At 71.3% G+C, this 21,723-nt stretch carries 21 protein-coding genes; 10 read left to right on the top strand and 11 right to left on the bottom strand.

The features are described from left to right. Window positions 1–112: 112 nt before the first annotated feature. The 5 genes from ABZ635_RS18810 to ABZ635_RS18790 form a co-directional block, all read right to left on the bottom strand. Complete coding sequence (locus tag ABZ635_RS18810; RefSeq protein ID WP_357766563.1) at window positions 113–1,495, bottom strand: permease prefix domain 1-containing protein; 1,383 nt, start codon at window positions 1,493–1,495, stop codon at window positions 113–115. Then, entirely contained in the window at window positions 1,492–1,866 is a 375-nt protein-coding gene (locus ABZ635_RS18805) for a PadR family transcriptional regulator (protein ID WP_357766560.1), read from the bottom strand. The genes ABZ635_RS18810 and ABZ635_RS18805 overlap by 4 nt, the downstream gene beginning before the upstream one ends. Before the next feature lie 361 nt (window positions 1,867–2,227). Further along, window positions 2,228–3,616: a glycine--tRNA ligase gene (locus ABZ635_RS18800; RefSeq protein ID WP_357766557.1), complete on the bottom strand. Its 1,389-nt coding sequence runs from the start codon at window positions 3,614–3,616 to the stop codon at window positions 2,228–2,230. 186 nt (window positions 3,617–3,802) lie between these two features. Beyond that, entirely contained in the window at window positions 3,803–4,099 is a 297-nt protein-coding gene (locus ABZ635_RS18795; RefSeq protein WP_357766554.1) for an antibiotic biosynthesis monooxygenase, read from the bottom strand. A gap of 82 nt (window positions 4,100–4,181) precedes the next feature. Continuing rightward, complete coding sequence (locus ABZ635_RS18790; RefSeq protein WP_357766551.1) at window positions 4,182–7,880, bottom strand: CDP-glycerol glycerophosphotransferase family protein; 3,699 nt, start codon at window positions 7,878–7,880, stop codon at window positions 4,182–4,184. Window positions 7,881–8,202: 322 nt separating this feature from the next. Here ABZ635_RS18790 and ABZ635_RS18785 point away from each other — a divergent pair, with 322 nt between their 5' ends. The 7 genes from ABZ635_RS18785 (at window position 8,203) to ABZ635_RS18755 (ending at window position 12,553) form a co-directional block, all read left to right on the top strand. Further along, a complete protein-coding gene (locus ABZ635_RS18785) occupies window positions 8,203–8,574 on the top strand; it encodes a DUF6703 family protein (protein WP_357766549.1) in 372 nt (123 codons plus the stop codon). A gap of 65 nt (window positions 8,575–8,639) precedes the next feature. Continuing rightward, a complete protein-coding gene (locus ABZ635_RS18780; RefSeq protein WP_357766546.1) occupies window positions 8,640–9,491 on the top strand; it encodes a metal ABC transporter ATP-binding protein in 852 nt (283 codons plus the stop codon). Beyond that, entirely contained in the window at window positions 9,484–10,386 is a 903-nt protein-coding gene (locus ABZ635_RS18775) for a metal ABC transporter permease (protein WP_357766543.1), read from the top strand. The genes ABZ635_RS18780 and ABZ635_RS18775 overlap by 8 nt, the downstream gene beginning before the upstream one ends. Next, window positions 10,383–10,790, top strand: coding sequence for a transcriptional repressor (locus ABZ635_RS18770; RefSeq protein ID WP_357766540.1), 408 nt, complete (start codon window positions 10,383–10,385; stop codon window positions 10,788–10,790). Before ABZ635_RS18775 ends, ABZ635_RS18770 begins: the two co-directional genes overlap by 4 nt. A 149-nt stretch (window positions 10,791–10,939) precedes the next feature. Continuing rightward, a complete protein-coding gene (gene sph / locus ABZ635_RS18765; RefSeq protein WP_357766537.1) occupies window positions 10,940–11,905 on the top strand; it encodes a sphingomyelin phosphodiesterase in 966 nt (321 codons plus the stop codon). Between the two features lie 64 nt (window positions 11,906–11,969). Continuing rightward, on the top strand, window positions 11,970–12,197 hold the full coding sequence (locus ABZ635_RS18760; protein WP_357766534.1) for a hypothetical protein: 228 nt from the start codon (window positions 11,970–11,972) through the stop codon (window positions 12,195–12,197). Beyond that, window positions 12,194–12,553, top strand: a complete 360-nt coding sequence (locus ABZ635_RS18755) for a hypothetical protein (RefSeq protein ID WP_357766531.1) — start codon at window positions 12,194–12,196, stop codon at window positions 12,551–12,553. The genes ABZ635_RS18760 and ABZ635_RS18755 overlap by 4 nt, the downstream gene beginning before the upstream one ends. A gap of 97 nt (window positions 12,554–12,650) precedes the next feature. On the opposite strand, the gene ABZ635_RS18750 is transcribed toward ABZ635_RS18755, so the two are convergent. The 4 genes from ABZ635_RS18750 to recO all read right to left on the bottom strand — a co-directional run bounded on the left by ABZ635_RS18750 (window position 12,651) and on the right by recO (window position 15,971). Then, a complete protein-coding gene (locus tag ABZ635_RS18750; RefSeq protein ID WP_357766528.1) occupies window positions 12,651–13,487 on the bottom strand; it encodes an SGNH/GDSL hydrolase family protein in 837 nt (278 codons plus the stop codon). A gap of 119 nt (window positions 13,488–13,606) precedes the next feature. After that, a complete protein-coding gene (locus ABZ635_RS18745) occupies window positions 13,607–14,368 on the bottom strand; it encodes an SGNH/GDSL hydrolase family protein (RefSeq protein ID WP_357766578.1) in 762 nt (253 codons plus the stop codon). Window positions 14,369–14,415: 47 nt separating this feature from the next. Beyond that, a complete protein-coding gene (locus ABZ635_RS18740) occupies window positions 14,416–15,243 on the bottom strand; it encodes an isoprenyl transferase (RefSeq protein ID WP_357766525.1) in 828 nt (275 codons plus the stop codon). Beyond that, on the bottom strand, window positions 15,240–15,971 hold the full coding sequence (gene recO / locus ABZ635_RS18735; protein WP_357766522.1) for a DNA repair protein RecO: 732 nt from the start codon (window positions 15,969–15,971) through the stop codon (window positions 15,240–15,242). The genes ABZ635_RS18740 and recO overlap by 4 nt, the downstream gene beginning before the upstream one ends. A gap of 409 nt (window positions 15,972–16,380) precedes the next feature. On the opposite strand from recO, the gene ABZ635_RS18730 reads away from it, so the two are divergent. Beyond that, window positions 16,381–17,121, top strand: a complete 741-nt coding sequence (locus ABZ635_RS18730) for a CAP domain-containing protein (RefSeq protein ID WP_357766518.1) — start codon at window positions 16,381–16,383, stop codon at window positions 17,119–17,121. Between the two features lie 9 nt (window positions 17,122–17,130). Here ABZ635_RS18730 and ABZ635_RS18725 read toward each other — a convergent pair whose 3' ends face one another. Beyond that, window positions 17,131–17,388 (bottom strand): dihydrofolate reductase family protein, encoded by a 258-nt coding sequence (locus ABZ635_RS18725; RefSeq protein WP_357766515.1) that lies wholly within the window; start codon window positions 17,386–17,388, stop codon window positions 17,131–17,133. Here ABZ635_RS18725 and ABZ635_RS18720 point away from each other — a divergent pair. After that, window positions 17,318–17,623, top strand: a complete 306-nt coding sequence (locus tag ABZ635_RS18720) for a TetR/AcrR family transcriptional regulator C-terminal domain-containing protein (RefSeq protein ID WP_357766512.1) — start codon at window positions 17,318–17,320, stop codon at window positions 17,621–17,623. The genes ABZ635_RS18725 and ABZ635_RS18720 overlap by 71 nt on opposite strands. Window positions 17,624–17,858: 235 nt before the next feature. Here ABZ635_RS18720 and leuA read toward each other — a convergent pair whose 3' ends face one another. Next, window positions 17,859–19,559 (bottom strand): 2-isopropylmalate synthase, encoded by a 1,701-nt coding sequence (leuA, locus tag ABZ635_RS18715; RefSeq protein WP_357766509.1) that lies wholly within the window; start codon window positions 19,557–19,559, stop codon window positions 17,859–17,861. A gap of 715 nt (window positions 19,560–20,274) precedes the next feature. On the opposite strand from leuA, the gene ABZ635_RS18710 reads away from it, so the two are divergent. Continuing rightward, window positions 20,275–21,537 (top strand): M14 family metallopeptidase, encoded by a 1,263-nt coding sequence (locus ABZ635_RS18710; protein WP_357766507.1) that lies wholly within the window; start codon window positions 20,275–20,277, stop codon window positions 21,535–21,537. Window positions 21,538–21,723 lie beyond the last annotated feature (186 nt).

The raw sequence follows: 21,723 nt of genomic DNA, 5'->3' as shown, positions 1-21,723 counted from the left end.
GAGCGCGGTCCTCGTTCTGGAGCCTGATCTGGCGCCACACGAACACCACGAGCGCGGCCCGCGGCCGGTCTCCGGAAGGGATCGGCCGCGACGCGCGTCCGGCGCGGTCGCCTCATGCGAAGGCGAACAGCGGCGGGAAGGCCAGCACGACCACCGCCGCCCACACCGCGTAGACCGGCAGGTAGGCGGTCTGCCACCGCTCCACCGCCGCGAACGGGCGCGTGCCGCGCACGAACCCCAGGAGCAGCCACGCCGACCAGGCCAGATGCACCAGCAGCACGAGGTTCAGGCCGAGGGCCGCCGTCTTGTTGGCGGTGAAGCCGAACTCGGCGATCCGGGTGAGCATGGCCGTCAGGGCGACGGCGTTCACCGCCAGGGCCGTGCCCACCAGGGCCAGCTGGAGCCAGTCGAAGACCCCCGGACGCAGCAGCGGGTCGCGCGCCGAGATCGAGTAGAGCAGCAGGAACAGGACCAGCACCAGGACCGCGTCCATCACGATGAGCAGTTCGCGGTCGGCCCTGGCCAGGGGCCCGTTCACCAGCAGCGCGGCGAGGTCCGCGACCAGCATCAGCAGCGCCAGCGGGGTGAAGACCTTGGCCAGGACCGGCGTGATGTTCTCCACCACGCTCTTCTTCGCCTCCACCAGCCACGCGGCCACCAGCACCGAGCCCGGCACACCGACGGGCAGGAGCCAGTCCGCGAGGAACCGGGTGATGTCCACGTCGGCCAGGCCGAGCACCGCGACGGTCAGGCCCACCAGGACCATGGAGCCCAGGGCGATCAGCACGAGGTACATCACGAGCTCGCCGGTGAACCGGACGAGGTCCATCCGCCGCTCGTGGGAGCGCCACTGCCCACCCGCGTGCAGCACGCCCACCAGCAGCCACAACAGGATCGGCGCGTGCGTCAGCGCGAGGACGGCGGTCATCCCGGGCACCGGGAACGGGCCGGAGGACTCGTGGAACGGGTAGAGGTTCACCGCCAGCGCCGGGACCGCCGCGAGCGCCGCCGTCACGGCGCCCACCCGCCAGGGGACGCGGCGCTTCCAGGCGAACCACCCCGCGAGGAAGGGCAGGATCACGAAGGGGAGGTTGCGGGTCACCGCGATGCCGTCGTCGACCGACGCCCCCAGCAGCTTGACCGCCAGCCCCGCGCCGAGCGCGAAGAGCAGCGTCACCCCGAGCTCGCGCCAGCGTGACGCACCGGTCTCCTCCTCGGCGTCGGGAACCAGCACCAGCTGCTTCCAGAGCCGGTGGGAGTGCTCGCGCGCGAACTCGCGCGAGACCGCGTCCAGGCTCCCCATGCGCCTGACCGCGACGAGGAAGGCCTCCTCGCTGTCCAGACCACCCGACTCCAGCTCGGCGATCCGCTCGCGCAGGTGGTCCTCCATCTCCTCCACGTCCGGGGCGGAGATGGCCCGGCGGCGCGTCACGAATCCGCGCCAGTGGTCGATCTGCTCCTCCAGCACGGCGTCGCGCGCGCTCACGCCGCTCACGCGAACCCCCCGGCCGTCTCGGGTCCCGGGAGTCCGGGCCGGGGCACGGTCTCCCACACCTGACGCAGGGCCTCGGCGACCACGGTCCACTGTTCGCGCCGCTCCGCCAGTGCCGCCAACCCCGTCTCGGTGATGGCGTAGTGCTTGCGGCGCCGACCCGTGTCCGACCGCCCCCAGGAGGCCCGGACGAGTCCGTTGCGTTCCAGACGGTGCAGCAGCGGGTACAGCATCCCGTCCGTCCAGTTCATCCGTCCTTCGGAGAGCTCGTTGACGCGTTTGACGATGGCGTAGCCGTAGGACTCTCCCTCGGCGAGGATTCCCAGGACCAGAGGGGTGGCCGACGCGGCGACCAGGTCCTTGTCTATGTGCATGCCCGTCCTCACATCTCGTCGTCGCGGGCAGACCCTAGCACCTCTAGGCATAGAGGCTCTAGCCATAGCTCCATGGAGCGCGGCCGCCGACCCGGCCGTCACGATTGCCTCACGCGAAGGGACAGGAGGGCACGAACTCCCCCATCGCGCCGGGTGCCTGTGACTAGATTGGGAACCGGTGCTCCGGCCGTGTGCGGCCGGACCCCGAGGAGACGGCCGGAAACTCATCCCCCCGGGTCCGGCCGTCTCCGCCCCGCGCCGACGAGCGGCCGGGTCGCCCCACCCCACGGCGAACGGCCGCCCTCCCCCTTCCGGGGGCGGGCGGCCGTGGGGGTCAGCGCCCCTGGCGGGGGCGGCTCCGTCAGCAGCCGGGCAGGCGCTCCAGCAGGTACATCTCCACGCGGTCCAGGGACACGCGCTCCTGGGACATGGTGTCGCGCTCGCGCACGGTCACCGCGTCGTCCTCCAGGGTGTCGAAGTCCACCGTCACGCAGAACGGGGTACCGATCTCGTCCTGACGGCGGTAGCGGCGACCGATCGCGCCGGCGTCGTCGAACTCCACGTTCCAGCGCTTACGCAGCAGGGCGGCGAGGTCGCGGGCCTTGGGCGAGAGGTCGGCGTTGCGCGAGAGCGGCAGGACGGCCGCCTTGACCGGCGACAGGCGCGGGTCCAGCCGCATCACGGCGCGCTTCTCCAGCTTGCCCTTGGCGTTGGGCGCCTCGTCGACGTTGTAGGCGTCCAGCATGAACGTGAGCACCGCCCGGTCGACACCGGCCGCGGGCTCGATGACGTAGGGGATGTAGCGCTCGTTGTTCTCCTGGTCGAAGTACGACAGGTCCACACCGGAGGCCTCGGCGTGCGTCTTGAGGTCGTAGTCGGTGCGGTTGGCGATACCCTCCAGCTCGCCCCACTCGCTGCCCTGGAAGTTGAACCGGTATTCCAGGTCCACGGTCCGCTTCGAGTAGTGGGAGAGCTTGTCCTGGGGGTGCTCGTACAGGCGCAGGTTGTCCTTGGCGATGCCCAGGTCCAGGTACCACTGGTGGCGCTGGTCGATCCAGTACTGGTGCCACTCCTCGTCACTGCCCGGCTTGACGAAGAACTCCATCTCCATCTGCTCGAACTCGCGGGTCCGGAAGATGAAGTTGCCGGGGGTGATCTCGTTGCGGAACGACTTGCCGATCTGGCCGATGCCGAAGGGGACCTTGCGGCGGGCGCTCTGCTCGACGTTCTTGTAGTTGACGAAGATGCCCTGGGCGGTCTCCGGGCGCAGGTAGGCCAGGCCCTTCTCGTCCTGGACCGGGCCCAGGTAGGTGCGCAGCAGGCCGTTGAACATACGCGGCTCGGTGAAGGAGGCCTTGGCGCCGCAGTTGGGGCAGGCGATCGCGGCCAGGCCCTCGGCGGGCTCCTTGCCGTGCTTCTCCTCGTAGGCCTCGACGAGGTGGTCGGCACGGAAGCGCTTGTGGCAGGACTGGCACTCGGTGAGCGGGTCGACGAAGGCCGTCACGTGGCCGGAGGCCTCCCAGACCTCGCGGGCCAGGATCACGCTGGAGTCGAGGCCGACGACGTCGTCCCGCTCCTGCACCATCGAGCGCCACCACTGGCGCTTGACGTTGTTCTTCAGCTCCACGCCCAGGGGGCCGTAGTCCCAGGCGGCGCGCAGACCTCCGTAGATCTCGCTGGAGGGGTAGACCAGACCTCGGCGCTTGGCGAGGTTGACCAGTGCGTCCATTGCCTCTGACTTGGCGGCCATGGGGTGACTCTCCATCCGGCTGGCGGTCGGTGGATCGCTGTTCGCGATACATCGTCGGTTCTGTGGGGCGGCGGCCGCGCGGGGCCACGGGTGTGGCGCCCCCGGAGACCGCTTCCCACCAGGCTAGAGCAATCCGGCGGCGGGCGCGCACCGTTCACGGCCCCCCGCGAGCGGAGGCGGGCGAGGTCAGGCGGGTGCGTCACCGCGGTCGAGGACCTCGAACGCGCTGGGCTCGTCCACGGCCCGGGACAGCAACGGGACCGCGGTGACCTTGACGTCGAAGTTCGACAGGGCCCGCCGGTAGAACCCGGCGCCGTCCCACTCGGTGACCACGGTCCACAGCGTGGGGTCGTCGGCGGCGCGGCCGATGCGGTGGCACCGGAACCCCGGGCGCTGGGCCAGGACCGCCACGGCGGCGTCGGCGTCGGTTCGGAAGGCCTCGGTGTCGGCCTCGGGCACGGAGTATCGGGTGATGACGATCACCCGTCCATTGTGGCGCAGGCACGGGGGCGGGCCGCCCGGAGGTACTGCCGGTGCGGCCCGCGGTGCGGCGTGCGCGGCGCGCCTACCCCTCCTTGCCGAAGACGCGGTCCACGACCCTGGCGGAGGCGTGGCCGTCGTCGAGGGGGCAGAACTGGTCCACGAACGACCGGTAGGAGGCCTCGCTGCGCCGTGCGACCCCGTCGATGTCCAGCAGGGACTCGATGACGTCGTCGGACCGGGTCAGCAGCGGCCCGGGGGCGGTCTCCTCGAAGTCGAAGTAGAACCCCCGCAGGTTGTCCCGGTAGCTCTCCAGGTCGTAGGTGAAGAAGAGCATGGGACGGCCGGTGTTGGCGAAGTCGAACATCATCGACGAGTAGTCGGTGACCAGCACGTCGGTGATCAGGAACAGCTCCATGATCTCCGGGTACAGGGACACGTCGTGGACGAAGCCCTCCCCCACGATCGGGACGCTGTCGACCACGCGGGGGTGGCGGCGCACCAGCAGCACGTGGTCGTCGCCGAGCTTCTCGTACATGCGGCGCAGGTCCAGGTGCAGGTCGAGCTTGTGCTTGCCACGGGTGTAGTACTTGTCGTCGCGCCAGGTGGGCGCGTACAGCACGACCTTCTTGCCCTCGGGCAGGCCGAGTCGGCGCCGGGTGCGCTCGGCGACGGCCTCGCGGTCCGGTGAGAAGAAGATGTCGTTGCGCGGGTAGCCGGTTTCCAGGACCTCGCCCTCGAAGCGGAAGGCGCTGCGCAGGATCGGCGTGGCCCAGGGGCTCGGCGAGACCAGGTAGTCCCACTGCCGGGTCTCCCACGCGAGCTTGTCGAAGTAGTCGCGCGACTTGCCGCGGATGTTCTCCACGTCGAAGCCGATGCGCTTGAGCATCGACCCGTGCCAGGTCTGCACGACGACCTGGTCGGGGTGGCGGTGGAACCAGGCGGGCTGGCGGGAGTTGCTGACCAGGTACCGGCTGCGGGCCAGCTCGCGGTAGTACTCCTCCCCCTTGTGCCGGACCGGGGTGAGGTCGTCGGGCAGGCGGACCTGACCGTCGGCGACCAGCCACGACATCGGGTAGTCGGCCCACTTGGCGCGTTTGCGCAACTCGGCGTAGACGCTCTGAGGGCTGTCGGAGTACTGGCGCCCGGTGTAGGTGTCGAAGAGGATGCCCTCGGTGACCGGCTCCGCGCGCTGGGCGGGGTAGAAGGTCTCCCGCAACTCGCGCTGGGCGAAGGCGCCGCGCTCGGCGGGGCGCAGGTCGGTGCCGACCTGGAGCACGGGGATGCCGCGCCCCTGGTAGGAGAGCGTGTAGGTGCGTTCGGGGGTCTCGGTCTCGATCGGCAGGCCGTGGATCAGGGAGTCGGTGAACTCCACGCCCACGTCGACGCTGGTGGTCTCGTCGCCCTCGCTCTGGGCCTCCTCGCTGACCCGGCCCCACAGCTGGTAGGAGCCGGTGGACAGGGAGAGCTCACCCGACAGGGTGGCGATGCGGGAGGGGTCGAGGATGGCGGTGAACCGGTTCCCGGACCTCTCGACGGCCAGCTGGTGCTCCTCGTCGCGGCCGCGCGCCTTGGCGACCACGCTGAGCTCGTTGCCGGGCGAGAACTCGCCGCCGAGCACCAGGACGCGCTCACGCCACTCCGCCCGGTCCACCCAGGGGTGGGCCCGGCCCGCGCGCAGCTTGAGGTGCCCGGTGAAGGTGCGCTGCACGGCCAGCTGCTGCTGGGCTCCCTCGGAGTCGTAGGCGGTGGTGCGCACCTCGTCCGGCAGGACCAGGGGCAGGGCGCGCTGGTCGGGGGTGACCAGGTGGGCGTCCCACTCCTCCTGCCGGATCACGCCGCCGCACTCGCTGAGGCTGCGGGCGAAGAGCTCCTCGGCGCGCACCCGGGCCTCGAAGCGGCCGCCCTGGATGGTGACCGGGTAGCTGAGCCGGGCGGTGCCCGGACGGCGTACCAGCCGTAGCTCGGTGGCTTCGGCGGCGGGCGCGGACAGCAGCTCTCCGCCCAGGGCGAGTTCGGAGGTGCGGGGGTCGAAGCGGTGTTCGGTGACCTGGGCCCGTGCCGGCTCGACGGCGATGACCAGGTGCCGGTCCTTGTTCCACTGCGGGCGCACCCACACGTCGTCGCCGACGCTCAGGTAGTCGGGCCGCTCGGGCGGACCGGGGACGGGGCTGGCGACGATGCGGCGGCGGGCCAGGCTGCGGTTGAACACCACGAGCTCGATCTTCCACTCACCCGGCTCCCAGCCACCGGCGCCGCGCAGGCGGCGCGGGTCCACGACGACCGTGAAGCCGCCGTAGTCGTGGCGCGCGGAGTCGGGCAGGTCGGGCAGCCGGTACTCGGCGGCCAGGCGGGTGCGCACCGGGACCCGGACACGGCGCTTGGTGGCCGAGTTGACCACGAAGGCCACCACGTGCTGCTGCCAGCGCTTGCGGGCCCGCAGGTTGCGGATGCCGATCCGTCCGCTGACGTGCAGGCGGCCGTCCTCCCAGTGGATGTCCTCGGTCTTCTGCCGGACCTTGATCTCGTCGTCCAGGCGGTAGATCTCCCGGGGAACGGCCTTGGCCGGGTCCGTGGTGCCGAAGAAGGGGTACCGGATGTAGTAGCCGAGCCCCTGGCGGACGACCGTGGCCTTCTTGATCTCCACGCTCTTGGCGAAGGTGGCGACCTCCAGCACGTCCTCCAGGCGCCGCTTGCGCACCAGGTGGTACAGGAGGCGGTCGAGCACGTTCAGGCCGCGCAGGAGGCTGTCCGACACGTGGTCGAGGTAGGTGTTGAGCAGGTCCAGGACGGTCTGGCGGACCTGCGGGTCGGCGTCGTCGAGGCGCAGGACGAGGCGGTGCAGCTCGCCCTGGAGGCGGACGCGGTCCCACAGTTCGCGGTCGGCCGAGGTGAGGTCGGCGCCGAGTTCGCGCATCGCGGTGACACGGCGGGTCAGGGCCGCGCTCTCCAGCGGGGTGCCCTTCTTCTCGCGCTCGCGCATGAGCAGGACCGGTGCGGGCAGTACGTCCACGGCCTGGGCGAGCAGGGTGGCGCGGCCGACGGCGAGGTCGGCGTCCTCGGGACCGACGCCGAGGTCGGGCAGGGAGTCCCAGAAGCCCCGGCGCCAGAGCCGGTTGCCGAGGGTGGCGTCGGCGATCAGCCCGGGAACGTTCCTGGGGTCCTCGGCCAGGCGGTGGCGGCCGAACCTGCGGTGGGCCTTGGAGGGCGCGGCGCCGAGCTCGTTGAACTGGTGGACGTTACCGATGACCAGGTCGGAGCGGGTGTCGGCGGCGCTCTGCGCGAGGTGGGCCAGGGCGTAGGCGGTGAGTGCGTCGGAACCGGCGAGGAAGAGCAGGTGGCTGCCGGTGGCGGCGGCCGCGCCCCGGGCGCGGGCCCCCGGGTGGTGTGGTGAGGGCTCTCCCTGGAGCAGGGTGACGCTGAGCCCAGCGGGCGGCGCGGACGCGAAGGCGGCCGCCGTGACCAGCCCGTCCTCGCGCGCGGACTCGACGGCCTCGTCCCCCTGGTCGTTCTCCTCGGGTCGGGACTCGCCCTCGGGTGCGGTCTCGTCGTCGCCGTCGGCGTCCGGCGCGGGGTCCTCGGGGTCGGCGGGATCAGCGGGTGCGGTCGCGCCGTTGGCGGCGCGGACCGGGACGAGGACGACCTCGACGTCCCTTCGCGCGGGGCCGTCGGGCGCCGCCCCCCCGGTCTGGCTCTCGTCGCGTTGACGGGCCAGTGAGTCGAGGCAGTTCTGCAAGTGCGGTTCGGTGACGTCGAACGTCACGATGACTGTGGGTTCGGGCACGGAAGTTGACACCCTCCGGAGGGTTCGTCTCTACACGACGTGCGGGCACCGTGGTGCGGACGGTCCGCGTTGAAAGACCAGTTACTGAAGGTGGACGGTTCACGACCCGTCTCGTGTCGAACCAGGAACAGCCGGGGGTGCGGTACGAGGGGAGATGCGTGGCGTGCAGCCGCGCCTGCGCCCGGCGCCGTGCCAGGGCCCTGCACTAGGGTCTGATCCAGGATTATCACAGGCTCCGCGTCACGGTGCGCACACCGACCGCTCCCCGAGCGCGGGGACGGGGCCGTGGGGACCGGTACACAGTGAAGGGGAACCGGCGGCGATGGCCTCTCCCGAGCACGAGGACGAACAACGGCGGCCCGTTCCCGGGCGGCCGCTCCCCCGGGGTGACTCCCTGTTCACCCCGGGCGCGGGGCGGTTGCGCCGCGAGGTGGAGCGGCGCAGCGCGGTGCCGCTGGTGTGGTTGCACCAGCGGCCGGGGTGGCTGCCCCCGGTGGTGTTGGGGGCGCTGTTCCTGGCGGGTCTGATGGCCCCCGGGTGGCTGGGCGGTCCGTGCCTGGTGCTGGTGGCGGCGGTCTTCGGGTGGTTGGCCTTCCTGACCTGGCCGTCGCTCCAGCGGCAGCAGCGGGTGCCCCGAGTGCTGATGATCGTGGTGGTGCTGGTATTGGCTGCGGCGCGGATGCTGGGCTTCTGAGCCGGGAGGCCTTCGTCACCCGCACCAGTTTTGACAATCATTTTCGTTTTCGTGATAATGAAGCAGTGTCTGACCATTTCAGGGAGGTCCGGGCCGCAGGCCCCGACGTCCCGCCCGCCTTCCAGGCCGTCGACGCGCACGCCGCCTACGACGGCGTGCCGGTGCTCGACGGTGTGAGCCTCGACGTCCCCGTGGGTCAGACCATGGCCGTCCTCGGCCCCAACGGTTCGGGCAAGTCCACCCTCATGCGCGCGATGCTCGGCATCGTCGCGCTCACCTCGGGAAGCGTCCTCGTCCACGGCAGGCCCCTGCGCCGCTTCCGGGACTGGCAGCGGATCGGCTACGTACCCCAACGGCTCACCGCCGGGGGCGCCGTGCCCGCCACCGTGCGCGAGATCGTCGCCTCCGGACAGGTCGCCCGACGCCGCCGCCTCTCCCTGCCCACGCGGGCCGACCGCGAGGCCGTCGACCAGGCCCTGGCCGCCGTGGACCTGTCCGACCGCGCCGGGGACGCCGTACGCGAACTCTCCGGGGGCCAACAGCAGCGCGTGCTCATCGCCCGCGCCCTGGCCGGGCGCCCGGACACCTTCGTCATGGACGAGCCCATGGCCGGGGTCGACGCGGAGAACCAGCGCGCCCTGGCCCGCGCCATCGCCCGCCTGCGCGACCAGGGCAGCACCGTGGTCCTGGTCCTGCACGAGCTGGGTCCGCTGGAAGAGGTCATCGAGCGCGCGGTGGTGCTGGACCACGGCCGCGTCGCGCACGACGGCCCTCCGCCCGCCGCCACCGGCGACTGCGCGCGGCCCGGGCACGAACACCAGCACCCGCACCCCGACCCCAACGACCCCGACCCGGACTCCGCGCACGGCGCCGCGCCCGCCGAAATGGTCCGCCTGGAGGTACCCCGCCGTGACTGAGCTGCTCCAGTACGAGTTCATGCGGCGCGCGCTGCTCGCCGCGGTGCTGGTCGGCCTGGTCACCCCGATCATCGGCACGTTCCTGGTCCAGCGGCGACTCGCCCTGCTGGGCGACGGCATCGGCCACATCGCCCTGACCGGGGTGGCGCTGGGCCTGCTGACGAGCACCTCCCCGGTACTCACCGCGGCGGTCGTGGCCACCCTGGGCGCCGTCCTCATGGAACTGGTGCGGGTGCGCACGCGCACCAGCGGCGACGTGGCGCTGGCGTTGCTGTTCTACGGCGGCATCGCGGGCGGCGTGTTGCTCATCGGCATGACGCCGGGCGCGAGCAACGCCACTCTGACCTCGTTCCTGTTCGGTTCGGTGAGCACCGTGGGCGAACAGGACATCTGGATCGTCGGCGTACTGGCGGTGGGCGTGGTCGCGGTGCTGGGGATCTTCGGCCGCGAGCTGTTCGTCCTGTGCCAGGACGAGGAGGTGGCCCGGGCGCACGGGCTGCCCGTCCGTTTCCTGAGCATCCTGCTGGCGGTGACGGCGGCGCTGACCGTGGTGATCGCCATGCGGGTGGTGGGCGTACTGATGGTGAGCGCGCTGATGATCGTCCCGGTCGCCGCCGCCCAGCAGCTGAGCCGTAGCTTCCGGGTGACGATGGGTCTGGCCGTGCTGATCGGACTGGTCTCCTCCCTGGGCGGCCTGACCACGGCCTTCTACGCGGATCTGGCTCCGGGAGCCACGATCGTGCTGTTGGCCCTGGCGCTGTTCTGCGTCACCGTGGTGGTGGGCGGGGTCCTGCGCCGCGTGACCAGACGCCGCGCCCCGGCACCCCTGCATCCCGTGGCGGAGGGTCCGGCGGATACGATGCCCCAGACAGATCGGGGGAGGGTGACACCATGAGTACACGTCGCGAGGCCGTCCGTCAGGCACTGACCGAGTCCTCCGGTTTCCGCAGCGCCCAGGACCTGTACGCGGACCTGCGCGCCGACGGCTCCAAGATCGGTCTGACCACGGTGTACCGGGCCCTCCAGGCCCTGAGCGACTCCGGCGAGGTCGACGTCCTGCGCACCGACGACGGCGAGGCCGTCTACCGTGCGTGCGACACCGAGAGCCACCACCACCACCTGGTGTGCCGGACCTGCTCCACCGCGGTGGAGATCGAGGGCCCGGCCGTGGAGAGGTGGGCCGCCGATGTGGGGGCCAAGCACGGCTTCAGCGGGGTGACCCACACGGTCGAGGTGTTCGGCACCTGCGGCCCCTGTTCCCTGCGGTCGGCCCAGCAGGGCAGTGCCCAGCAGGTCTGACCGGCGGATCGTACGGCGAGGGCCCCGCGTGCGCGGGGCCCTCGCGCGTGCGTGTCCCCTCCCCCGGCCGGAACCGTGCACGCGGCCTCCACCCGGTGGTTACCGGCTGGTAGCCCAGTCGTGTCGTGCGTGGGCCATGCTGTGCCCTCGTGTACAGACGAACCACGGCCGCGCTGCTGACCGCGCTGCTGATCTCCCCGCTCCCGTCCGTCTCCCCCGCCGCGGCCCAGGAGGGCCCGGCCGACCCCCGCATCGTCACCCACAACGCCTTCTTCCTACCCAAGGCCCTCTACCCCAACTGGGGACAGGACGTCCGCGCCGACCTGACCGTCCGGGACGGCGTCCTGTCCGGCCAGGACGTGGTCGTCCTCCAGGAGCTCTTCGAGAACTCCAGTGCCGACCGCCTGCGCGCCGGGCTCGCGGAGGAGTACCCGTACGGCACGCCCGTCGTGGGCCGCTCCAGGTCCGGCTGGGACCTCACCACGGGCTTCCGTGGCGAGACGGTCACCAACGGCGGTGTGAGCGTGCACAGCGTCTGGCCGGTCGTCCGGGCCGAGCAGCACGTCTACACCCGCGCCTGCGGAGCCGACTGGTTCTCCAACAAGGGCTTCGCCTACGTCGTGCTCGACACCCCCGACGGGCTCCTGCACGTGGTGGGCACCCACATGCAGGCCGAGGACGGCGCCTGCGGGACCGGCGAGGACGCGCGGATCAGGGAGTCCCAGCTGGACCAGATCGTCGCGCTGCTGGACTCCAAGCAAATCCCCGACGACGAGCGGATCTACGTGGCGGGCGACCTGAACATCGTCGGCGGCGGCGCCGAATGGGAGTCGGCCGTCGAGCGGCTGCGCGCCGTGGCGCCCGTTCACACCGGGGGGACGGCCTCCTGGGACCCCTCGGGCAACTCGATCGCCGCCCACGACTACGCGGGCTGGGACCCCCAGCAGCTGGACCACGTGCTACCGATCCGCAACGGCGCGGCCCCGGAGTCCTACGTCAACGAGACCCGGGCGGTCAAGAGCGAACCCTGGACGGTACGCTCCTGGGGCCGCTCGTACACCTACGACGACTACTCGGACCACTACCCGGTGTTCGGTTCCACCCCGCGCCCCTGACCCCCGGCGGGAAGGCACCCTCGACAGGCCCCCTCCCCCTGGGGGAATCTGGGAAGGAACACTGTTGGGCGACTGGACGAAGCATCCGAAGAAGGAGGGCGAGGAGGCGCTCCGGCAGATCGCCGAGCTGGGCTGGAGGATCGAGGACCCGCCCACCTACTACACGATCAAGTGCCCCTGCGGTGCGCACCAGCGCCAGGTGCACCTGTCCCCCTCCAACCCCCACTACTGGACGCAGACCGTACGCTTCGTGAGACGGGTGTGCCCGCCCGAACGGCAGGAGGACGTGTGAGCGTGAGGACCGCCACCCAGCTGTCCCTTCAGTTCCGCCTGGGCTCCGTTCCCGGGACCACCCCGGCGCAGGTCCACGCGCACGGGGAGGCCGTGATGCGGGAGCTGCTCGACCTCGAGCGGCACAACCCCGACTTCACCGACTCCACCGTGAGCACCGACGCCCTGGAGGGCACGGTCACCGTGGAGATCCTGGTGCTGGACGAGGGCGACCCGCTGCGGGTGCTGCACCGGGCCCTGGACCTGGTCCGCACCGCGATCCACGCGGCGGGCGGCGCCACCCCGGGCTGGCCGGTCGAGGACCGTCCGAGCCGGGTGAACATGGCCGCCGCCCAGGACCTGGTCACCGCCACCTGAGCGCGCGGCAGGCCCCCGCCGCGTCGCGCGGCGGGGCCCTACCGGTGCGCACGGGCGGCCCCGGGGCACGGCCCCGAAGGCCGCCGGGGGAGCCGGGTCAGCGGCCGTCCCGAGACGGTTCGCACCGCTCCAGCGTGGGACGTTTGGGATGCACCCCGTCGCCCGAGGACCGGCCCGTGAGGCGGCGGTGAATCCACGGCACCAGGAACTCCCGGGCCCAGTGCAGGTCCTCCTGGCGCGCGCTGCGCCAGTCCCGGGGCTCCGGCGGCGGCCAGGGCTGGTTCCAGTCGGCGTCCACCGGGACGTCCAGCACCTCGCACACCCGAAGGGCCAGCCTGCGGTGGCCCTCGGAGGACAGGTGGAGGCGGTCCCAGTTCCAGGCGCGCTCGTCGGAGAACACCTTCATGCTCCACACGTCGACGACGTCGCAGCCGTACCGGTCGGCGACGGCGCGCATGTGCATGTTGTAGGTGGCGATCTTGCCGCGCAGGTGGCGCATGACCGGCTGCCAGTTGGTGTCGAAGCCGGTGAAGATGACCACCCGGGCGCCGGTGGAGCGCAGGTCGGCCACCATCGACTCGAAGATCGCGACGACCTGGTCGGGGTCGCTGCCGGGGCGGATGATGTCGTTGCCGCCCGCGCACAGGGTGACCAGGTCGGGCTTCATCTCGACCGCGCGCGGGACCTGCTCGTCGCGGATCTGCGCGATGAGGCGCCCCCGCACGGCGAGGTTGGCGTAGCGGACCTCGGACACGTGGTCGGCGAGGTGCTCGGCCACGCGGTCCGCCCAGCCCCGGTAGCGGCCGTGGGGCACGCTGTCGCTGTCGGGGTAGGGGTCGCTCATGCCCTCGGAGAAGCTGTCCCCGAGGGCGACGTAGGACAGGATGTCCTTGCTTTTCAGGTCACCGGGAGAACCGGTCGGCACACCGCTCATGGTGTTCGATGATGCAACTCCACGCCATGGTTACGCGACAGTAGGTTGCGGTTTCCACGCGTTTTGGGGCGGAGCTCACACCATGGGCGGGGTGCCCGCGACGGTGACGGCGACGCGCCTCAGCGGTCCCTGGTGAGCGGGGTGAGCTCGGGGCGCTTGGCGGTCACGGTGTCGCCCGAGGACCTTCCGGTGAGGCGGCGGCCGATCCACGGTCCCAGCGACTCCCTCACCCAGTGCAGGTCCTCGCGGCGGGCCTCGGACCAGCTCACCGGCTCCGCCTCCGGCCACGGCTCGTCCCAGCGCTCCGTGGTGGGCACCCCCAGGACCTCGGCCACGCGCAGTGCCAGGCGGCGGTGGCCCTCCGGTGACATGTGGAGCCGGTCCTCGTCCCAGGCGCGGGGGTCGGTGAGCACGTCCATGGACCACTGGTCGACCAGGAGGCAGTCGTACCGGTCGGCGATCGCGCGCACGTTCAGGTAGTAGCGCGCGAACAGCCCGATCGTGCCGCGCATGTAGCCCGAGGAGACGTTCACGCCGGTGAAGAGCACGACCCGGCTGCCCCGCTCGGTCAGACGCGACACCGTGTGGTCGAGGATCTTCGCCAGGCGCTCGGGGTCGCCGGCGGGACGCAGCAGGTCGTTGCCGCCCGCGCACAGGGTGACCACGTCGGGCGCCATCTCCAGCGCGGGCGGCAGCTGGTCGGTGACGATCTGCCGGATCAGCTTGCCGCGCACGGCCAGGTTGGCGTACGCGATCTCGCCCACGTGGTCGGCCAGGTGCTGGGCCAGTCGGTCCGCCCATCCCCGGAAGGCACCCTCGCCCTGGGGATAGGGGTCGCCGACCCCCTCGGTGAAGCTGTCCCCGATCGCGACCAGGGACATCCCCTCGCGGACCAGCGCGGACTCCGACCGTTCCTCGGCCTGTTCGGTCACTTCTCCTCCTCGGTCACGGGGTTGGGCACGGCTCCGCCGTAGCGGCGGTCCCGCCGCGCGTAGATCTCGCAGGCCCGCCACAGGTCGCGGCGGTCGAAGTCCGGCCAGAGCGTCTCCAGGAAGACGAACTCGGCGTAGGCGGACTGCCAGAGGAGGAAGTTCGACAGCCGCTGCTCGCCGGAGGAGCGCACGAACAGGTCCACCGGCGGGACGTCGGGGGCGTACAGGTGCTGGGAGAGGGTGTCCTCGGTGATCTTCTCCGGCGAGATGCGCCCCTCGGCGGCCTGGCGGGCCAGCTCGCGGGCGGCGTCGACGATCTCGGCCTGCCCGCCGTAGTTCACGCAGAACTGGAGGGTGAGCCGGGTGTTGTCCCGGGTCATCTCCTCCGCGTCCCTGAGTTCCTTGATGACGCTCTTCCAGAGCATCCCCGAACGTCCGGCCCACTTGACCCGCACCCCGCGCGCGTGGAGCTCGTCGCGGCGGTTGCGGATGGTGTCGCGGTTGAAGCCGAGGAGGAAGCGCACCTCGTCGGGCGAGCGCTTCCAGTTCTCCGTGGAGAAGGCGTAGGCGGACAGGTTCGGGATGCCCATCTCCAGGGCGCCCTCGATCACGTCGAAGAGCGAGGACTCACCGGCCCTGTGCCCCTCGGTACGCGCCAGACCGCGTTCCTTCGCCCAACGACCGTTGCCGTCCATGACCACGGCCACGTGGCGCGGCACCAGGTCGGCGGGGACCTCCGGGGGGCGGGCCCCGCTCGGGTGCGGGACGGGCGGGGTGTGGTCCGGCTCGCGCCGTCTACCGTTGTCGAAGCTGAACAGACTCAAGAACGCTCCACATGGCGCAGTGATCGGATTCCGTTTTCCAGGTGCCACTGTAGGTAGGCCGCGACCAGCCCGCTGCACTCGGAGCGCTGCCTGCCGTCGCTGGCGTCCGCGCTGTCCCAGTCGCCCCCCAGCAGCGCCGACATGAGCCGGAGCGTGTCGGGCGCGGGGTGCGTGGAACCGTGGGGACGGCACACCGAGCAGACCATACCTCCGGCGTGCACCGCGAACGCACGGTGCTCCCCCCGGCTCCCGCAGCGGGCGCACTCGGTGAGGGCGGGGGCGTACCCGGCCACCGCCAGGGAACGCAGCAGGTAGGCGTCCAGGACCAGCCGGGAGTCGTGGCTCCCCTCCCCCAGGGTACGCAGGGCACCGATGAGCAGCAGGAACTGGCGCAGGGCCGGGTCCTTCTCCACGGCCACGATCTTCTCCGCGGTCTCCAGCATGGCGGTGGCGGCGGTGTAGCGGGAGTAGTCGGAGACCACCGCGGAACCGTAGGAGCGCACGGTCTCGGCCTGGGTGATGACGTCGAGGGTGCGTCCGGTGTGCAGCTGGAGGTCGACGTGCGTGCACGGCTCCAGCCGGGCGCCGAAGCGCGACTTGGTGCGGCGCACGCCCTTGCCGACGGCGCGGACCAACCCGGTGCGGCGGGTCAGGAGGGTGACGATGCGGTCGGCCTCGCCCAGCTTCTGGTTGCGCAGGACGACGCCCTCGTCGCGGTAGAGACTCACCCTCCCATTGTCGCGGATGGCGCCGACCGTCCCGTGTCGCGGGGGCGGGGCCGTCGCGGTTCGACGTCCCGGCCCCGCGCACGACGCGCACCACCCTGAGCTGGTTTATTACGGTTTGGATTCCCTTTTCCCGACATTTGCTCTACTCTCACGCGCTAGGGCCAGACGGTTTCGGTCCCGCCGCCCTGCCCTAGCGGCCCCGTCGACCGTGACCGTAATCCGGGCCCCACCGTCCTCGGACGGCCCCACGGGGGCCCGACGCGTCCGGACGCCCGGACGGTGGCCCGAGCATTCCCCAACCCGGTACGGAAGGCAGAGCGATATGGCGCGAGGTCGTCGAGGCAGGCGCGGGACAGGCGCTCGCGAACGGCGCTCGAACCGCGGTGCGCGGCGCGGGACGGTTCCGGTCGTGGCCGCGATGGTGGCGGTCCCGGTGGGGCTGACCCTGGCCGGAGCACTCGTGCTCTCCGGGCTCGTCGACCCCGCCGACCCCGCCGAGGGCACGAACGCCGCCGACGCGCGCGGCGGCGCCGGAAGCACGGTGGGCGACGCGGCCAACGCCCCCGGCACGGACACCGGGGACGACTTCTTCTCCGAGCCCACGGGCTCCCCTGAGAGCACCGGCCCCCGGGGCGACGGGGGTCCCCGGACCAGCACCGTCACCGCGTCCTCCTCCGCCGAGGAGTCCGAGGAGGCCGACTCCGACCAGGACGCGGGAGGTGACGGCGGTTCCGGGAGTTCCGGCGGCGGTGGCGGAAACGACGACGGCGGCGCGTCCGCCGGAGGGCCCGGGAGCTCGGCCGTGGTGACCATCGTCAACAGCGAGCGCGCCGCCAACGGCTGCGGTCCGCTGCGCGTGGACTCCCAGCTCACCGCTGCCGCCCAGGAGCACAGCGAGGACATGGCCGCCCGCGACTACATGTCCCACGACAACCCCGAGGGCGAGGGCCCCGGGGACCGGGCCGAGCGGCACGGCTACGGCTCCTGGGGCGCGGAGAACGTCGCCAAGGGTCAGACCAGCGCCGAACAGGTCATGGACGCGTGGATGAACAGCCCGGGGCACCGGGCCAACATCCTCAACTGCGACCTGGTGGCGATCGGGGTCGGTGAGTCCGACAACGCCTGGACGCAGAAGTTCGGCTTCGAGTAGCCCTCCCCGCTATCCCGGGGGGCGGACCGGGTGGTACCGGAAGTTCACCTCGGCCGCGGGCTCGCCGTTGACGAGCCTGAGCGGTACGGGCGACCCGCCGGGGTTGTCGAAGAGCCGGACACCGTCGCCGAGCAGCACCGGCAGGACGTGCACGTCGATCTCGTCGATCAGACCGCGCTGGAGGAGCTGACGGCCGATGGTCGGCGAGAGCACCTCGACGTTCTTCCCGTCCGCCGCCCGCCGAGCCGTCTCCAGGGCCTCGGCCACGTCGCGCCCTCCGCCTACCACCGGTGGATCGCCGAGGCCAACCGTGAGGCGATCCTCGACGCGGCCACGACCAGACCTTCGACTTCGGCACGCTCCCCGTACTCGCCGCGCTGCGGCGCTCTGGCCCCGCCTGGTCCACGGCGACCGGTCGCTCGGCGAGGAGGAGACACTACGGGTGGTGGACGAGGCGGCCAGGACGATGGTCGCGCGCTACGGCACGGCCGGGAGCGCCTGACGCTCACGGAGCACCCGCCCGGAGCCCGGGCTTGGCACGGCACCGGATCTCGCGGGCCGCACCCGGCCGGGTGCGGCCCGTGCTCGCCCAGGCGAGGGTTCGGGCGTGTTCCGGCCGGTTTCCCGACCGGAAGGAAGGAAACCGGAACGGGGCCCGCGACGCGTGTCGCGGGCCCCGTCCTCCCAGTGCCGGGGAAGGTCCGGGCGCCCTGTGCCGGGGGCGCCCGGTGGTGGCCTCAGGCGCGGCCGATGGCGCTGCACACGGCCTTCAGCGAGGCCGTCGTGATGCTGCTGTGGATGCCGACGCCCCACACGACCCTGCCGTCGATCTCGGCCTCCACGTAGGCGGCCGCCCTCGCGTTGCCGTCCTCGCCCATGGAGTGCTCGACGTAGTCGATGACCCGGACCTTGACGTCCACGTCGGCCAGGGCGTCGCCGAACGCGGAGATCGGGCCGTTGCCGGTGCCCCTCAGCTCACGGATCTCCCCGTTGACCCGGGCGTCGGCGTGAATCGTGTAGGTGCCGTCCTCCGCGGTGCTGGAGCGGTGAGCCAGGACCGCCACCGGGCCGCTCTCGTCCAGGTAGGTCTGCGAGAAGACCTCCCAGATCCTCTCCGCCGGGAACTCGCCGCCCTCGGCGTCCATGAATCCCTGGATGACCTGGGAGAACTCGATCTGCAGACGGCGCGGCAGGTCCAGTGCGTGGTCCCGCTGCATGACGTAGGAGACCCCGCCCTTGCCGGACTGGCTGTTGACGCGGATGACCGCCTCGTAGGTGCGGCCGACGTCCTTGGGGTCGATGGGCAGGTAGGGGACGTCCCACGGGTGGTCGTCGACCGGAGTCCCGGCCTCGTCGGCCCGGGCGCGCAGGTCCGCGAAACCCTTCTTGATGGCGTCCTGGTGGGAGCCGGAGAAAGCGGTGTACACCAGGTCGCCGCCGTAGGGGTGGCGGGGGGCGACCGGCAGCTGGGTGCAGTGCTCGACGGTGCGGCGGATCTCGTCGATCCGTGAGAAGTCGATCTTGGGGTCGACGCCCTGGCTGAACAGGTTCATGCCCAGGGTCACCAGGCAGACGTTGCCGGTGCGCTCGCCGTGGCCGAACAGGCAGCCCTCGACGCGGTCGGCTCCGGCCATCACCGCCAGCTCGGCGGAGGCCACGCCGGTGCCGCGGTCGTTGTGCGGGTGCACGGACAGGACCACGTGCTCGCGCCGCGACAGGTTGCGGCTCATCCACTCGATCTGGTCGGCGTACACGTTGGGCGTGGAGCGCTCGACCGTGGCGGGCAGGTTCAGGATGATCTCGCGGCCCGGACCCGGCTGCCAGACGTCCATGACGGCCTCGCAGACCTCCAGGGCGAAGTCCAGTTCGGTGTCGACGAAGATCTCCGGCGAGTACTGGTAGCCGAAGTACTCGGTCTCGCCCAGGTACTGCTCGGCGAAGCGCATCACGTGACGGGTGCCCTGGACGGCGATGTCCTTGCAGGCCTCGCGGTCGACGCGGAAGACCACGCGGCGGAAGGTGGGCGCCGTGGCGTTGTACAGGTGCACGGTGGAGCGCCTGGCGCCGACCAGGCTCCGCACGGTGCGCTCGATCAGGTCCTCGCGGGCCTGGGTCAGGACGGAGATCTGGACGTCGTCGGGGATCAGGTCGTCCTCGATCAGCGACCGGACGAAATCGAAGTCGGTCTGGCTGGCGGAGGGGAAGCCGACCTCGATCTCCTTGTAGCCCATGCGGACCAGCAGTTGGAAGATCTCGTGTTTGCGGGCGGAGTCCATGGGCTCGATCAGCGCCTGGTTGCCGTCACGCAGGTCGGTGGACAGCCAGCGCGGAGCCTCGGTGACGGACGTGGCGGGCCAGGTGCGGTCCGGCAGGTCCACCGACTGGAACGGCTGGTAGCGGTGGAACGGCATGGGGCTGGTCTTCTGCTGCGGCACCATTGCGGTGTGGCTCCTCGGGAAGTGTGTGGCGCGTGATGTCGTGGTCGACACGGCAAGCCGAAGTCCCGCGGCGAGGGGCCGACCTTCTAACGATCCCCGCCGCGGCCACTAAGAAGAAGGAGCTCGCGCAGCATAACGATCGTCACGCTAGCAGACGGGCGACGGATTCTGGTACCTGACGTCCACATGTTGGGACCGACCCTGTCTGAACTGGGACGCGGTGACCGCTATCCGGCACTTCGAGTCGATCCTCAAATTCAGGTACCTCGACTTCAAGATACAGCCGGGAGCGGCTACCCTGGTGGAGAACCCTTCAGTGCTAGGGGGGTCATACGGAGTCCGTCGGCGGGACCCAGGGTGCGGCCAACACCCGAGGACCCGGTCGGCTGGTGAGCCCAGTCGCCGCAGGGCCGGTACCGCCGGCGGACCTCCTTCTCCTCGCGTCCGCCCGTGCCCCGGGACCGGGCGCTTTCTCATTCTCTCCTCCCCCACCCGCACCGCGCGGGGAACCCGGTACCCGCGTGGCCACATGCGGACACGGAGAGCGAGCGCACCGTGACACGAAAAGCGGGCTTCACGTGGAAGGGCGACCAAACCAGACGATCCCGCACCCCTGCGGCCCACGGCCGCCCACATTGACAGTCCGGGGCGCCCCGATCTCCAATATCGCCACATATCGGCATCCGAAGCCTCACCCCCGCTCAACGGAGGCATCGTGTCCCTCACCCCCGTCAGAAGAACACTCGTCCCGGTCGCCTCGGGAGCCCTGCTCCTCGGCCTGCTCTCCCCCGGCGGCGCGACCGCCGAACCCGCCTACGACCTGTACGAGGTCACCGGCGTCAGCACCGCCGAGGAACGCTCCCTGATCGCCGCCTCCGGTGTGGCCATCGACCACGTCGGCGCGGACTCGGTCCTGGTCACCGGTTCGGTGCGCGACATGGCCGAGCTGGACGGCCTCGGCTTCACCGCCGAGCCCTACGCCCTCCCCCAGGCCTTCGCCAACCCCGACCCCGGCTACACCACCTACCCGGAGCTGCTGGAGATCGTCGACGACCTGGTCGCCGCCCACCCCGACATCGCCGCCAAGGAGGTGTACGGGCAGTCCCACGAGGGCCGGGACCTGATCGCGGTGAAGATCAGCGACAACGTCTCCGTGGACGAGGACCAGCCGGAGGTGCTCTTCACCCACTCCCAACACGCCCGCGAGCACCTGACCGTCGAGATGGCGGTCTACCTCATGCGCCTGCTCACGGACGGGTACGGCGAGGACGAGCGCGTGACCGGCCTGGTCGACAGCCGGGAGATCTGGATACTGCCGAACGTCAACCCGGACGGCAGCGAGTACGACATGGCGGGCGACACCTGGCGCGACTGGCGCAAGAACCGCTCGCCCAACGAGGGCTCGTCGGCGATCGGCACCGACCTCAACCGGAACTGGGCCTACAACTGGGGCTGCTGCAACGGCTCCTCCGGCGACCCGAGCAGCATCACCTACCGGGGCGACTCCGCCGAGTCCGCCCCCGAGGTCCGGGCCGTCGCCGACTTCGTCCGCGGCCGGGTGGTGGACGGTGAGCAGCAGATCACCAGCGCCATCGACTTCCACACCTACAGCGAACTCATCCTGTGGCCCTTCGGGTACACCTACGACGAGGTCACCGACGGCATGACGCGCGAGGAGTACGACACCCACCGCGCCCTGGGCGAGTACATGGCCGAGGCCAATGGCTACACGCCCCAGCAGTCCAGTGACCTCTACGTCACGGACGGGTCCATCAACGACTGGCTCTGGGCCGACCAGGGAATCGTGAACTACACGTACGAGATGTACCCGAAGTCGCCCCTGGACGGCGGCTTCTACCCGCCCTCCTCGGTGATCGACCGCGAGACCGCCCGCAACGAGGAGGCCGTGCTGCGCCTGCTCGACTACGCGGACTGCCCGTACCGGATCATCGGCGAGGAGGAGGCGTACTGCTCCTGACCCGCGCCCGGCCCACCGGACACCGGTTCCGGCCGACGAACCGCCCCCTTGTGGATGCCGCGATAAGGTCCGCATCCGCGAGGGGGTCTCTCCCGTTGGGGCCCAGGACCGGGTGTGAGCGCGGCGGCGGGCGCCCGGGGACGGCCGCGTTGAGGTACGAACCGGGGGGCGGCGCTGAGCCAGCGA

Origin of the sequence: Nocardiopsis sp. NPDC007018 (genome assembly GCF_040635075.1) — a bacterium.
In the GTDB taxonomy this organism is placed as follows: Bacteria; Actinomycetota; Actinomycetes; order Streptosporangiales; family Streptosporangiaceae; genus Nocardiopsis.
The sequence above is the reverse complement of the archived record's forward strand: the minus strand, read 5'-3'. Positions and strand labels throughout refer to the sequence as shown.